This window comes from Streptomyces sp. NPDC003248, assembly GCF_055563235.1.
This window is the reverse complement of sequence record NZ_JBVHDT010000001.1, coordinates 349,028-361,698: the sequence shown is the minus strand read 5'-3', so window position 1 is coordinate 361,698 and position 12,671 is coordinate 349,028. Positions and strand designations below refer to the sequence as shown.

Sequence of the window (12,671 nt, the reverse complement as noted above, 5' to 3'; positions counted from 1 at the left end):
CGTCCCTCTCAGTCGGTGGCGCGGTCGCCGGCCGGCGGCAACGCGTCCAGGTCGTCGGCGGAGTGTCCGACCACGTAGTCCTCGATGACCAGCAGGTCCAGCAGGCTGGAGCCGTAGAACTCCAGGGCCTGCCGGGGAGTCTCGACGATCGGCTGGCCGTTGTCGTTGAACGACGTGTTCAGCACCACCGGCACTCCGGTCAGCCGGTGGAAGTGCGCGATGAGGTCGTGGTAGGCGCCGTTGTCGGCGGCCGTCACGGTCTGCACCCGTGCCGTCCCGTCGACGTGCACGATCGCGGGCACCAGTGCCTGCTTCTCGGGCCGCACCGGCGCGACGATGAGCATGTACGGCGACTCGATGTCGAGGTCGAACCAGTCGGCGGCGTGCTCGCGCAGCACGGCTGGGGCGAACGGCCGGAACGCCTCGCGGTGCTTGACGCGGGCGTTGATGACGTCCTTCGTCCCGGCGTGCCGCGGGTCGGCGAGGATGCTGCGGTGGCCGAGCGCCCGCGGCCCGAACTCCGAGCCTCCGGTGAACCAGCCCAGCAGCTTGCCGTCGGCGAGCAGGCCTGCGGCGGTGCGGGCGGGCTCGGCGACCTTGCGGTAGGGCAGGCCGGAGGCGTCGAGGGCGGCCCGTACCTCGCTGTCGTCGTAGGTGCGGCCGAGGTAGGCGTGGCGCTGGGCGGTGCGGGCGGGCTCCTTGCGGGGCTGCCCGGCGATGACGTGGTAGCCGTAGTAGGCGGTGCCGACGGCGCAGCCGCCGTCGCCCGCGGCGGGCTGGACGAAGACGTTCTCGAACGGCGTCTCGCGCAGCAGCCGTCCGTTGGCCACGCAGTTCAGCGCGACGCCGCCGGCCAGGCACAGGTCGGTCAGGCCGGTGTCGGCGTGCAGCCGCCGGGCGACGTGCAGGAGGGTCTCCTCCAGGGTGTCCTGCGCGGCCCAGGCGAGGTCGGCGGCGCGGGCGAAGCGCTCGTCGCCCTCGTAGCCGTCGAGGGCGTGCTCGACGAAGTCGAGGAGGCCGCCGTTCTTCAGGTGGAGTTCGTAGCGGCCGTCGGGCAGGAGCGTGAGGTACTCGGCGAACTTCTTGCGGTAGCGGGGCGTTCCGTAGGGGGCGAGGCCCATGGTCTTGCCGTCCTCGGACAGGTACCAGTGCCGGCCTTCGTACTCGTCCTCGTAGAGGGTGAAGCCGATGGCGTGGCTGACCGCCTTGTACAGGTAGCCGAGGGAGTGGTCGCTGTCGCCGGCCTGGTAGACGCGCAGGGCGCTGAGGCCGTCGGTGGACCAGTTCGTGCCGAGCACCTTGGTCAGTTCGGTGATGGTGGTGCCGTCGCCGACGGCGGTGGTGAGGGTCTCCACGCCGCGGTCGTCGATGAGGCTGCCCGCGCCGTCGACGACGAGGACGGCGGCCCGCTCGAAGGGCGAGGGGTAGAAGGTGCTGGCGGCGTGCGCCATGTGGTGCCGTATCAGGTGGATGCGCTTGCGGAACGGGAACCAGGCGGGCGCCAGCAGGGTGTCGTCGGCGACGACGACGTCGACGTCGGCGAGGCGCGCCCCCGCCATGTCGAGGCAGTACCGCCAGGACTGGTTGAACAGCGAGTTGACCCCGACCGAGTACTTGACCCGGCGGACCCGTTCCTCCTCGATGCCGGCGGCGATGGTGCCGTCGGAGACGAGACAGGCCGCGAAGTCGTGGTTGGAGCCGCCGAGGCCGAGCGTCAGCATCCCCTGGTTTCCCCTCTTCGAGCTCTGCGTGTGGGCCGTGGTCACGGGCGCACGGCGTGGATCAGGCAGTTCAGTCCGTCGTCGCCGGCCGCCGCCGGAGGTGTGCGTACGTCCGGTTCCAGTCCCATCCCGGCCAGGTACGCGCAGAGTTCGGTGACCCGGCCGCGCACGTCCTGGGCGTCGATGACGACGGTGCGCACCAGGGGGAGCTGCCGCTCGTCGATCCCCCGCAGGATGTCCAGTTCGGAGCCCACCGCGTCGATCTTCAGCAGGTCGACGGGGCGCTCGGTGCCGAGGTACCGGGAGAGCCGGTCGACGCGGACGGTGGTCTCCCGCCCCTGGAACATGCGCTCCACGACCCTCGGCGGGAAGCTCCGGCCGAGCAGTTCCTTCAGCTGTCTCTGGTCCTGCGGGTACCGCGTCGAACTGCTGGGCAGCAGCGGGTAGTAGCGGAAGGAGACGCCGTCCGACGCCTCGGCGCCGAGGGCCACGTCGTGCGCCTCGACGCCGTCCAGGCCGAAGCGGGCCGCGTTGGCGCGCAGGGCGGCGACGAGTTCGGGCAGCGGCTCGAAGGCCAGTACGCGCGCCCGGGGGCGCCGCTGTTTCACGAAGAGCGTGAACAGGCCGATGTTCGCCCCGACATCGACGACGAACGGATCGTCGGGCAGTGAAATGCCCGTATAGGTTCCGCCCTCGAATATCTCCCCGTACAGAAAGCGCGCGTCGAGCGCGCTGACGGCGTGCACGGAGATCCCGTCCGCCACTTCCGTCAGCTTCGGCGGCGTCATTTCCGGTGCTCTCCCGGGACTCAGCCGAGACGCTCGACGACGTAGTCGGCGAGGCGGTCCTCGGACGTCAGGGTGTCCTCGGTCAGATCCTCGTCCTCGAAGGTGACACCGAAGCGCTCTTCGAGGAGGAGCAGGAACTCCAGGGCGTCCAGTGAAGTGAAGCCGTACGCCTCGAGGAAGTTGCTGCTGTTCTCATTCACCGTTCGACCACTGGAGGCGGCGAACTCCTTGGCGATTTGGTGTATCTCCTGAAGAACTTCGTCGCGGTTCACACGCAGCCTTTCATTCGATCGGTCGGATCACAATCTAGTGGGCGGGAACCCGGGCTGTCCATGCTGAATAACCATCAGAAAGGCGACTTGACACGTTACTTGGCATCGGCAAGGAGACGTTCGAGCCAGCTCCGCTGGTGTTGCAGCGCCAGCTCGTTGCGACCGAAGACGAAGTGTGTATTCGCCCCCGAGGACAAGGCCGCCTGTACGTCGAATCCGGTGCGGTAGTCCTCTTCGAGCACACCGCGTTCGACGAGTTCGCTGAACTCCGCCGTGTACTTCCTGTCCTCCTCGGTGACCGGCGGGACGCGGGTCACGATGGTCTGCACGGTGCGGCTGCGGTCGGGGGTGGGGCCGGGCATGATCCGGGAGACCACCCCGTGTCCCTCCCAGGCGCCGGCGACCGACACGTTGGGGAAGACGGTGTGGACGGTCCCGCAGTGCGGGGCGGGGTCCCACTCCTCGACCGGCAGGTCGCGCAGGGTCCGGATCGACTTGGCGGGGTACAGGATCCGCTGGTGCGGGCCGAAGGCGTCCACCACCATCAGGTTGGAGGTGGAGGTCGGGGCGAACGTCGTGCGGTGCAGCGCCTGGATGTGGTAGCTCTCCAGGTAGCCGTCGTAGGCGACCTTCCAGCCGGGGCCGTCCAGTTCCCGCTGCTCGTACACGTGCCACCGGTCGAGTTCGAGCCGTTCCAGTTCCCGCGCGTAGTCGCCGAGCCAGGAGTCGAGGTCGACGGGCCGGGCCGGGGTGAGGGAGACCCACACGAACCCGTACCCCTCGACGGCGGGCAGCGGCCGCAGCCCCAGGGCGTCGGTGTCGACGTCGCCGAAGGTGCCGGGCTTGTGGACGGCGACGAGGGAGCCGTGGTCGTCGTAGACCCAGGCGTGGTACGGGCAGCGGAAGCGGTGGCGGGTGCCGGTGCCGACGGGGCAGAGCTGGGCCCCGCGGTGGCGGCAGACGTTGAGGAAGGCCCGTACGACGCCGTCCCGGCCGCGGCTGAGCAGGACCGGGGTGCCCAGCGCGTCGAGGGCCTTGTAGGTGCCGGCGGCGGGCAGTTCGGCGGAGAGCGCGAGGGCGAGCGGGACGCGCCGGAACACGGTGTCCAGCTCGCGCCGCCAGCGTTCGGGGTCGAGGTACTCCTCGACGGGAACCTGCATCACGTCGTCGGCCTGATCGGTCGTGCCGGCCTCCAGGTGGACCAGGGCCCGCTGTGCGAGGGCCACGGCCCCGGCGTGGTCGATCACCGCTCCGACCTCCCGTCTCCTCGGTGTCCTTCTCCGCCGGGCAGTCCGAAGAACCGCTGGTAGAGCAGGACCTGGCTGTCCAGCATGGAGCGGCCCGGCACGACGGGCCGGCCACTGTCCGCGGCGGCCCGCAGCAGGGCGGTCTCGGCGGGTTTCATCACGATGTCGGCGACCGCGCAGTCCGCGGGCAGGTGTGCGGGGTCGAACGGCAGCGGGTCGTCGGGGCGCATGCCGAGCGGGGTGGCGTTCACCGCGAGACCGGCGGTCGCGAGGTCGCCGTCGGCGCCCGCCCGCGCCCAGCCCGGCCGGTGTGCCGCGAGCCGGCCGAGGAGGTCGGTACGGCGCTCCGGGTCGGGCTCGAACAGCAGCAGCCGGGCCGCGCCGGCGGTGAGCAGGGCCGCGGCGAGGGCCCGCCCGGCTCCCCCGGCGCCGAACAGGGCGACCCGCGCCCCGGCGGGATCGTGGCCGTGGCCGCGCAGCCCGTGGACGAAGCCGGCTCCGTCGAAGTTGTCGGCCCGCCAGGTGCCGTCCGCATTGCGGCGCAGGGCGTTGGCGCTGCCGGCGAGCTCGGCGGCCGGTCCCAGTTCGTCGGCGTACCGGCACACGTCGATCTTGTGCGGGACGGTGACGAGGATGCCGTCGAGGTTGCGGATGCGGCGCAGTCCGCGCATCACCTCGTCGAGGCCGTCGGGGCCGACGTGGACGGGGACCAGCACGGCGTCCGTCGCGGTGCGGGCGAACAGGTCGTTGAGCAGGCCGGGGGCGCGCACCTGGGCCACCGGGTCGCCCAGGACGACGTAGAGGCGGGTGGTGCCGGAGACGGCGGGCCGGGGATCGGTCATGGCGCTCCTGGGGCGTCGGCCGGGGCGGGGCCCGTGGGCAAGTCCGCCAGGACGGAGGCGACCAGCCGTTCGTCGACGCCGGTGACCAGTTCCGCGCCGTCCGGCCCGTCGAGGACGAAGGTGAGCCCGGTGTCGGTGTCCCGTCCCTTCTTGTCCCGCCGCATGAGCTCCACCAGCACCGGCACGGGGACGTCGGCGGGCCGCCAGGTGGGCAGGCCGAAGCTCTCGGCCATCTCCCGGTGCAGGGCCACCCGGCCGGCGCCGATCCGTCCGAGCCGGCCCGCGAGGAGTCCCGCGAACACGGTTCCGGCGGCCACCGCCTCGCCGTGCCGCCAGGTGTAGTCGGTGGCCCGCTCGACGGCGTGGGCGAGGGTGTGCCCGTAGTTGAGGAGGTGCCGGACGCCCTGGTCGCGCTCGTCCCTCGCGACGACGGAGGCCTTGAGCCGGACGCTCGCCACGATCTGTTCCCGCAGGCCGAGGCCGCGCAGGTCGCCGGCGCCGATGAAGGCGCAGCGGGCGATCTCGCCGTAGCCGCTGAGGAGTTCCCGCCGGGGCAGGCCGTGCAGGAAGTCGGTGTCGCAGAGCACCGCGCTCGGCTGCCAGTAGGCGCCGACGAGGTTCTTGCCCTCGGGGAGGTTGACGGCGGTCTTCCCGCCGACACTGGCGTCGACCTGCGCGAGCAGCGTGGTCGGCAGGTGCACGACCTTGATCCCGCGGTGGTAGAGGGCGGCGGCCAGGCCGACGGTGTCCGTGGTGGTCCCGCCGCCGCAGGCGACGACCGCGTCGGCCCGGGTGAGCCCGGCCGCGACGAACGCCCGGCAGTACGTCTCGACCGTGGCGAGCGTCTTGTGGTGCTCCCCGTCGGCGGCCGGGACGACCGTGAACGGCACGCCGGGGTCGGGGAGCCGTGGGGCGCGGACGGCGGTGACGACGGCGACGCGGCCGACGCCGAGTTCCTCCAGCACCGCGGGCAGCAGCCGTCGGGCCCCCGGCCCGACGTGGACGGCGTAATGGTGGTCCTTCGAGGTGACGTCGACACGGCTGAGGCCGGATTCCGCGCCCCCGCCGACCTTTACCCGTGAACGGATCGCGCTCATGCCTTCAGTGCCCCCGTGGCGTCCGGCCTTCACCGACGGGCATGCTAGCGCACAGGTACTGATCATGGTCACCCCCCGAGAGAGTGATTTCCCCAATTCTCGTTGTGCGCCGGGGGTTTCACGAGCCCCTTGTCAAGAAGTCGCGCTCTGGTAGCGCACTTGACGAGCCGTTAGGGTTGCCCGCAGGAAGCCGACGGCCGAATACGGGGACTTACATGCGCCTTAAGGAAAAGTTTCGCGCCGCCCTCACCGCCTCGGCGGCCGAGGGTGGCCGACTGCCGTTCCTGATGAACGACATGGTCATCGAGGAACAGCTTTGCCAAATGCGGTGCTCCTACTGCCTCACCGAGGAGTACAACCTCCTCATGAACGTGCCGGACGCCCGGCTGCGGCTGACCACCGACCGCCGGCAGGACTGGCACGAGATACTCGATCTGTATCACGCCCACGTCGACGCCCCCATTCTCCGGCTGTCCGGCGGGGAGTTCTTCTGGCTGAAAGGCTCCACCGAGTTCGTCGAGGAGGCGAGCCGCCGCTACGAGACCGTCCAGGTCATCACCAACGGCGTCTTCCTCAACGAACGGCGCATCGAGGCACTGGCCGCGCTGGGAAACGTCCAGCTGAACATTTCCCTCGACGGACACACGCTGGAACTGAACCGGCACCGGCTCCCCCCGAAACAGGCCCGGCTGCACGACGTCATCATGCGCGCCCTGCACGCGGCGGCCGAGGCGGGCCTGCGCCTCGACATCCAGTCGGTGCTCACCGACGCCAACTACGCCGGCCAGCTGGAGTTCGCCGAGTACCTGCGCGACCGGGTCGACGGCAGCACGACCCTGTACTTCTTCCCGGTGCGGGGCGAGACCGCCGAGCGGATGGGCCCGCCGCCCGGCGACCACCTGGTGCCGCTCGTGGAGCGCTACGACGAGTTCGCCTCCGTCCTGCCGCCGCGCGCCTACGTCGAGCACATGGCCCTCCAGCTGCGGACGAACGTCCGCACGCTCGGCTGCTTCGTCACCGCGACCATGGCGCAGCTCTTCGGCCAGGGCGACGTCTCGGCCTGCCCGCACGCCTGGGTCAAGCCGATGGGCAACCTCGCGGAGAACCGCACCCTGCTGCTCGACCAGTACGGCAGCCACCAGCACTACGACCTGTTCATGCACGACCGGCCGCGGTTCGGCTTCTGCAAGACGTGCGCCACGCCGTCCGACGTCATCAACCTGTACTTCCTCGACCGGATCACCGAGGAGGAGATCGGCGCGACGCACCTGTACTCGGGCGAGCGGTCACGGGCCCGGCTGCGGGAGCTGAAGGAGAGGTTCCGGCCGGTCCTCTCCGGTGCTCCCGCGGCCCGCCCGGACGCGGTTCAGAGCGTCAGCTCCTGATCGGTCTCGGCGCGGGCGTACAGGGCGGAGACGATCTCCTGCACCTGAAGCGCCTGCGCCGGGGTCACCGTCCGGCCGGTCGCCCGGCCGGCGACCGTGTCGAGGAAGCCGCGGATCGCCGCCAGCTCGGGCCGGCGGTCCTCGGCCACGACCGTGCCGTCGCGGCCGCGGACCTCGCCGCGGCGCAGGTCGAGCACGGCGCTCTCGCCGTCCTCCGCCGTGGCCTCGAGCGTCAGGCCCATGACCCGGCTGCGGCGGTCGATGCGCAGCCGGCCCGGTCCGGCCGGGAACTCCAGGTCGGCGACGACCCGTTCCTCCACGCCCGCCGCGTCCACGCGGCAGCCGGCCGGGCGGGGCGTGCCGAAGACGGTGATCATCAGGTCCAGGGCGTGCGCCCCGAGGTCGACCAGCGCACCGCCGCCGGCCCGGGCCGCGTCGCCGTACCAGTTCGTCACCGGCCGCCACAGGCGCTGACCGGCGGTGGTGAAGGTCAGGGTGATCTCGCAGGGGCCGTCGGGGAGCGCCTTGCCGAAGGCGGGGACCAGTTCGTGGAAGCGGTAGGGCAGGTTGACCGCGAGCCGGTCGGCGGCGCCCGGCGCCGCCGCCAGCAGGCGGGCCTCGGCGACGTCGGCGGCCAGCGGCTTCTCGCACAGGACGTGCGCGCCGGCCGCCAGCGCGGCCAGGACGGGCCCGGTGTGCGCGTCGTTCGGCGTGCACACCGCCACCACGTCCGGCCGCCCGACGGTGAGGAACTCCTCCAGGCTCGTGGTGACGAGCACGCCCTCCGCCGCCGCGCCGAGCACCGTGCGGGCGCTGTCGGCGTCGGTGTCGCAGGCGGCGACGAGCGTGTGGTCCGGGTGTTCCGTGACGACGGGCAGGTGGTAGCGCTGGAAGACGCGGCCGCACCCGACCACTCCGTACCGCAGGGTCATCGGCCCGCTCCCGCCGCCGTCAGGGCCTCGGCGCCGCACATGCGCTCCACCCGGTCGCCGAAGTCGTCGAAGGACTCGCCGAGGTGCTCGGCGTCGTAGTCGGCGACCAGGTCCCGCAGGTCGGCGGTGAGCCGGGCGGCGAGGTCGGGCGGGCCGCTCTCGGCGAGGACGAGGCCGTAGTTCATGAACGCGAGGAACAGCTCCGGCAGGCCGTTGCGCCAGGCGCGCAGTCTGCTGAGCAGGGCGCGCGGGTTGTGCTCGGTGCCGCGCAGCCGGCGGGCGCCCAGGGCGATCTTCTGCGCGACGAACGGCAGGACGTTCTCCTTGCGGTCGCTGATCTCCTCGCCGACCTCGCTCCAGGCGGCCCACAGCGCCTCGACCCGCGGGTCCGGCACCCGGTAGTCGCGGCGGGCGGTGCGCAGGATCTCATACGCTTCGCCCTCCAGGCCGTCGATGTCGGCCAGGGGCAGCGGTTCCTCGATCCTGTCGTACATCTCGGTGCCGCGCAGCGCGATGGCGCGGTTGATGAGGAAGAACGGGTTGTCGGCCTCGTGGATGCGGGCGGCGACGATGAACTCCAGGTTCTCCCAGAGCTCGGCCACCGAGGTCTTCGGCTCGATCATGATCCAGCCCGGGTCGAGGCCGAGGCCCTTGCGCTTGAACATACGGGCCGCGTCCAGGTTGTACGCGACGGTGGTGCCCTTCTTGAACCGGCGCAGCATGCCGGGCGAGCCGGACTCGATGCCGAGCAGCGCGGAGGAGAGCCCGGCGCGGTGCAGCAGGTCGAGGGCCTCGTGGTCGATGAGCCCGGAGTCGACGCGGAACTCGCAGTGGAACTGGAACTTCAGGCCGCGCCGCAGGACGGTCTCGGCGAACTCCACGGCGTGCGCGAAGCCGTCGCCGAAGGCGCCGCCGAAGTTGTCGTCGTTGAACCAGATGAAGCGGGTGCCGAACTCCCGCTGGAGGTACTCGATCTCGTCGACGACGTCCGCGGGGGGCCGCATCCGCCAGAACCCGTCGACCACTCCGGGCTGGCGGGGCGCGTAGCAGAAGGTGCACTTGGCGTGGCAGCCGCGGCTGGTGAACGTGGACGCCACGGGTGTCGCGATGCCGGCCGCGCGGTGGTACTCCAGCACGTCACGGGCGGGCCAGACGAGGTTGCCGAGGTCGGGCAGGACGGGCATGCCGCTGCTGCGCACCCGGTCGCCGTCCCGGTAGAACAGTCCGGGCGTCCGGCGCCAGTCGGCTCCCGAGGTCAGCCGGTCCATGATCCCCACGACGGTCAGCTCGCCCTCGCCGAAGGTGACGCAGTCGGCCTCGGGCACCTGCTCCGCGATGAGCTTGGCGTTGTACGTGCAGAACGCGCCGCCGATCGCGATGAACACGTCCGGGTCGGCGGCGCGGGCGCACCGGATGAGCCGGATGGCGTCGATGATGTGCAGGTCGTACATGATGCTGATGCCCACGAAGCGGGGGCGTTCGCGGCGGATGAGGTCGATGATGACCTCGTCGCCGGGGTTGCGGCCGTGCAGGTTGAGCGAGGTGACGGAGTACCCGGCGTCGCGGAGGTAGCCGGTGATGCAGGCGAGCCCCAGGTTCTCGCGGACCTTCTCGTAGAAGATCCGCAGGGCGGGGTCGAGCCGGACGTACTCCTCGTCGGTGACGGTCACGTTCTGGTTGTTGAGGCTGGTCGCCCCGGTGGTGATCTCCCGCGGAGTCAACAGCACGACGTCCGACATCTGGCTCTGCCCTTCCCCGTTGTGAGCAACACGTCGAATCAAGTCGGCGGCAGGTGCGGGGGGTTGCGGTGCGGTCCGGTCACCGCCACGCCCCGAGGAGCGCCGACGCCCGGTGCTGGACGAGAGTCACCTCCGTAGTTCCCGCCACCGAGACGGACGCGGGGTGCGTCAGGTCGACCACCGTATCGGCCATGCGCAGTTCACGGCAGGTGGTGATCTGTTCCGGCAGGCTCACTACGGCGGGCGGCAGCGCGGGATCGGTCACTTCGAGCCGTCGCAGCGGTACGCGCAGTCCGACGCCGAGCGCCTTGAGGACGGACTCCTTGCGCGTCCAGTAGCGCAGGAACGCGGCGGGCCGTCCGGCGGGCGGGCGGGCGCGCAGGGCGGCGAGTTCGGTGCCGGTGAGGGCGCGGGGCGCCACCTTGTCCACGTCGACGGCGGTGGCCGCGTCCTCGACGTCGAGGCCGACGTCGGCGCCGCGGCAGACGGCGAGCCCGACGACGCCGCCGCTGTGCGAGACGTTGAAACGCACGTCGGTCTCGGTGGCGGTCTCGGTGGCGGTGGCGATGGCGGTGGCGGTGGCGGTGGCGAGCGTGACCTTGCCGTGCGGTCCGCCGCAGCGGGGGCACACCCGCCGCAGCGGCACCTCGGCGGGCGCCAGGCCGAGCAGTTGGCCGAGGACGACGCGGCTCAGGGCGCAACCCACCAGGAAGTGCGCCGCGTTGACGGGGTCGGCGGTCGCCTCCCACCGGCCGCGCTCCACGGGGTCGAGCAGGGCGGCGAGGCGGGCCGACGCGTCGTCCGGGCGGGCCCACCAGAGGTCGACGGTGCGTCCCGGCGCGGTCCCGGGCGCCGCCGCGTCCGTCACGCGGTCGCCTTCTGCCGCACTTCCCCGACGAGCCGGAAGCCCATGTGGGGCACCTTGAGGATCTGGGCGCCCGAGCCGATCTCCCGGAACCGGGCGCGCAGGGAGGCGACGACGTCCCGCGGGTCCTCGCCGGTCAGCCGCATCAGGTCGGGCCGTCCGACGATGGTGGCCCGGCGGTCGGCGAGCGCGCGCAGCGCCCGCGCCTCGGCCTCGGACAGCCGCACGGAGCCGGAGGGCGTGGCCAGCACGCCGGCCTCGTCCAGGTCGAGGACCTGGGCCGCGGCGGGAGCGGCGACGTCGCGCAGGTAGGTGAGGAAGGGCACCAGCCGGTCCACGTCGAGCGGCGCGGCCATGACGAAGCCGGCGCCGGAGCGCACCGCGGCCAGCGTCGTCCGCGCGGTCGGCGCCGGCTGCACGAGCACCGTGTAGGCGCCGCCGTGGGTGAGGTCGCGCAGGTCGAGGGGTGCCGTGCCGTCGTCGGCAGCGGCCACGAAGGCCACGAGGAGGTCGGCGGCGACGTGCTCGGCGACACCGTCCCCGTCGGGGACGGGCCTCAGCGGGAGCGCGGTGCGTGCGCAGGCCTCCCGCAGGTTCTCGGTCTCCGTCGCGGCAAGTCCCCGGGCGAGTACGTACATGCTGTTCGAGCCTTCCGTCGCGTGCCGATCACAGCCCTGTCACGTGCTCGTCCCATCGTTCCATGATTGCCCCTTGCCCTACACTCCTGCGCATGTCCGAGCGCCCCTCAGCCGGCCCGCTCGTGCGGCGGACGCCGAGAGCACTCACGGCGGACGACCGGCCGGTACGGCTGCCGCACGCCGAGTTCGACGGTCCCGAGGCGCGCTTCCTCGGCGAGCCGGTCGCCCGTGACCTGCTGCCGCCGGAATCGGCCGACGTGTGGGAGGCCTGCGACGGCACCCGTCCGTACCGCTCGTGGCCGTCGGCGCAGCGGGAGTTGATCGGCCGCTGGCACGCGGCGGGCCTGGTGGTCGCGGCACCGCCGCCGCGCACGGCGCCATCCCGGGCGCCGGTCGTGCTCGCGCCGCACCCGGACGACGCCCAACTCGCCCTGGGCGGGCTGCTCGCCCGGTGCGGCGGCCGTGTGGTGGACGTGTTCTCGCACGAGACCTGGACCCGCCGCCCCTACTACCGGAGCCGTCCCGCGCTCTCCTCGCGGCTGCTGCTGGCGGAGGAGCGGGTGGCGTGCGGTGTGCTCGGCGTGGGCCTGACCGTGCTCGGCCACACCGACGCCGCCGACCGGGCGGCCCGGCGGGAGAACTTCTTCCTGGAGCCGGACGCCGAGGACGCGGCCGCGGCCGGCGAGCCGGAGCTGTTCGGCCGGGTCACGGCGGACCTGGCGGCCGAGGTGTCCGGCGCGGACCTCGTCCTCGTGCCGCTCGGCGTGGGCGGTCACGTCGACCACGTCCTGACCCGGCGGGCGGCCCTGGAACTGCTCGTCCGGGGCGAGCTGGAGCCGGGACGGGTCGCGTTCTACGAGGACATGCCGTACTCGCTCTTCGCGGACGCCCGGGCCGTGGCCGGCCGGCTGCCCGCCGGTCTGCGCCCGGTGCTGGTGCCCGGCTCGGAGGAGGCGGCGCTGACGAAGCAGGAGGCGCTGTGGCCGTACCGGCTCCAGGTGCTGGAGGCGGTCACGCGGCGGATCGTCCGGTACGGGCGGGGGCTGGGCGCGGCGGGGTTCGCGGAGCGGCTGTGGGCGCTGCCGGAGTCGGCCGGGGCCGTGGCGGAACTGGCGTCCGCCGGTCCGGCCTGCTGAGGTGGGCCG

12 protein-coding genes are annotated in these 12,671 nt (G+C 72.3%); 2 read left to right on the top strand and 10 right to left on the bottom strand.

Annotated elements, in window-relative coordinates; genetic code table 11:
- Nucleotides 1–8 precede the first annotated feature (8 nt).
- From ACZ3KJ_RS01595 to ACZ3KJ_RS01570, 6 genes are all read right to left on the bottom strand, one after another.
- The gene (locus ACZ3KJ_RS01595; RefSeq protein ID WP_467523754.1) at nt 9–1,721 is read right to left on the bottom strand and encodes a carbamoyltransferase family protein; all 1,713 of its coding nucleotides are present in this window, start codon (nt 1,719–1,721) and stop codon (nt 9–11) included.
- Nucleotides 1,722–1,762: 41 nt separating this feature from the next.
- Nucleotides 1,763–2,509, bottom strand: a complete 747-nt coding sequence (locus ACZ3KJ_RS01590; RefSeq protein WP_467523753.1) for an FkbM family methyltransferase — start codon at nt 2,507–2,509, stop codon at nt 1,763–1,765.
- A gap of 20 nt (nt 2,510–2,529) precedes the next feature.
- Nucleotides 2,530–2,781, bottom strand: a complete 252-nt coding sequence (locus ACZ3KJ_RS01585) for a phosphopantetheine-binding protein (RefSeq protein ID WP_020129798.1) — start codon at nt 2,779–2,781, stop codon at nt 2,530–2,532.
- Between the two features lie 95 nt (nt 2,782–2,876).
- Nucleotides 2,877–4,028, bottom strand: coding sequence for an aromatic ring-hydroxylating oxygenase subunit alpha (locus ACZ3KJ_RS01580; protein ID WP_467523752.1), 1,152 nt, complete (start codon nt 4,026–4,028; stop codon nt 2,877–2,879).
- Nucleotides 4,025–4,870 carry a shikimate dehydrogenase family protein gene (locus ACZ3KJ_RS01575; protein WP_467523750.1) on the bottom strand — a complete coding sequence of 282 codons (846 nt, stop codon included), beginning with the start codon at nt 4,868–4,870 and terminating at the stop codon, nt 4,025–4,027. Before ACZ3KJ_RS01575 ends, ACZ3KJ_RS01580 begins: the two co-directional genes overlap by 4 nt.
- Nucleotides 4,867–5,967, bottom strand: coding sequence for a 3-dehydroquinate synthase family protein (locus ACZ3KJ_RS01570; RefSeq protein ID WP_467523749.1), 1,101 nt, complete (start codon nt 5,965–5,967; stop codon nt 4,867–4,869). Before ACZ3KJ_RS01570 ends, ACZ3KJ_RS01575 begins: the two co-directional genes overlap by 4 nt.
- Before the next feature lie 215 nt (nt 5,968–6,182).
- Between ACZ3KJ_RS01570 and ACZ3KJ_RS01565 the strand changes: the two genes are divergently transcribed.
- Nucleotides 6,183–7,352 (top strand): radical SAM protein, encoded by a 1,170-nt coding sequence (locus ACZ3KJ_RS01565; RefSeq protein WP_467523748.1) that lies wholly within the window; start codon nt 6,183–6,185, stop codon nt 7,350–7,352.
- On the opposite strand, the gene ACZ3KJ_RS01560 is transcribed toward ACZ3KJ_RS01565, so the two are convergent.
- The 4 genes from ACZ3KJ_RS01560 to ACZ3KJ_RS01545 all read right to left on the bottom strand — a co-directional run bounded on the left by ACZ3KJ_RS01560 (nt 7,334) and on the right by ACZ3KJ_RS01545 (nt 11,526).
- Complete coding sequence (locus ACZ3KJ_RS01560) at nt 7,334–8,284, bottom strand: Gfo/Idh/MocA family protein (protein ID WP_467523746.1); 951 nt, start codon at nt 8,282–8,284, stop codon at nt 7,334–7,336. The two genes, ACZ3KJ_RS01565 and ACZ3KJ_RS01560, sit on opposite strands and share 19 nt — an antisense overlap.
- On the bottom strand, nt 8,281–10,023 hold the full coding sequence (locus ACZ3KJ_RS01555) for a B12-binding domain-containing radical SAM protein (RefSeq protein ID WP_467523744.1): 1,743 nt from the start codon (nt 10,021–10,023) through the stop codon (nt 8,281–8,283). Before ACZ3KJ_RS01555 ends, ACZ3KJ_RS01560 begins: the two co-directional genes overlap by 4 nt.
- 79 nt (nt 10,024–10,102) lie before the next feature.
- Nucleotides 10,103–10,891, bottom strand: coding sequence for a 4'-phosphopantetheinyl transferase family protein (locus tag ACZ3KJ_RS01550; RefSeq protein ID WP_467523743.1), 789 nt, complete (start codon nt 10,889–10,891; stop codon nt 10,103–10,105).
- The gene (locus ACZ3KJ_RS01545; protein ID WP_467523742.1) at nt 10,888–11,526 is read right to left on the bottom strand and encodes a hypothetical protein; all 639 of its coding nucleotides are present in this window, start codon (nt 11,524–11,526) and stop codon (nt 10,888–10,890) included. The genes ACZ3KJ_RS01550 and ACZ3KJ_RS01545 overlap by 4 nt, the downstream gene beginning before the upstream one ends.
- 92 nt (nt 11,527–11,618) lie before the next feature.
- Between ACZ3KJ_RS01545 and ACZ3KJ_RS01540 the strand changes: the two genes are divergently transcribed.
- On the top strand, nt 11,619–12,662 hold the full coding sequence (locus ACZ3KJ_RS01540; RefSeq protein ID WP_467523741.1) for a PIG-L deacetylase family protein: 1,044 nt from the start codon (nt 11,619–11,621) through the stop codon (nt 12,660–12,662).
- Nucleotides 12,663–12,671: the final 9 nt, after the last annotated feature.

What these genes read in the sequence shown, in the direction of transcription:
- ACZ3KJ_RS01555 (WP_467523744.1), bottom strand. Translation starts at nt 10,023, where the DNA reads ATGTCGGACGTCGTGCTGTTGACTCCGCGGGAGATCACCACCGGGGCG.
- ACZ3KJ_RS01570 (WP_467523749.1), bottom strand. Translation starts at nt 5,967, where the DNA reads ATGAGCGCGATCCGTTCACGGGTAAAGGTCGGCGGGGGCGCGGAATCC.
- ACZ3KJ_RS01545 (WP_467523742.1), bottom strand. Translation starts at nt 11,526, where the DNA reads ATGTACGTACTCGCCCGGGGACTTGCCGCGACGGAGACCGAGAACCTG.
- ACZ3KJ_RS01575 (WP_467523750.1), bottom strand. Translation starts at nt 4,870, where the DNA reads ATGACCGATCCCCGGCCCGCCGTCTCCGGCACCACCCGCCTCTACGTC.
- ACZ3KJ_RS01560 (WP_467523746.1), bottom strand. Translation starts at nt 8,284, where the DNA reads ATGACCCTGCGGTACGGAGTGGTCGGGTGCGGCCGCGTCTTCCAGCGC.
- ACZ3KJ_RS01540 (WP_467523741.1), top strand. Translation starts at nt 11,619, where the DNA reads ATGTCCGAGCGCCCCTCAGCCGGCCCGCTCGTGCGGCGGACGCCGAGA.
- ACZ3KJ_RS01590 (WP_467523753.1), bottom strand. Translation starts at nt 2,509, where the DNA reads ATGACGCCGCCGAAGCTGACGGAAGTGGCGGACGGGATCTCCGTGCAC.
- ACZ3KJ_RS01595 (WP_467523754.1), bottom strand. Translation starts at nt 1,721, where the DNA reads ATGCTGACGCTCGGCCTCGGCGGCTCCAACCACGACTTCGCGGCCTGT.
- ACZ3KJ_RS01565 (WP_467523748.1), top strand. Translation starts at nt 6,183, where the DNA reads ATGCGCCTTAAGGAAAAGTTTCGCGCCGCCCTCACCGCCTCGGCGGCC.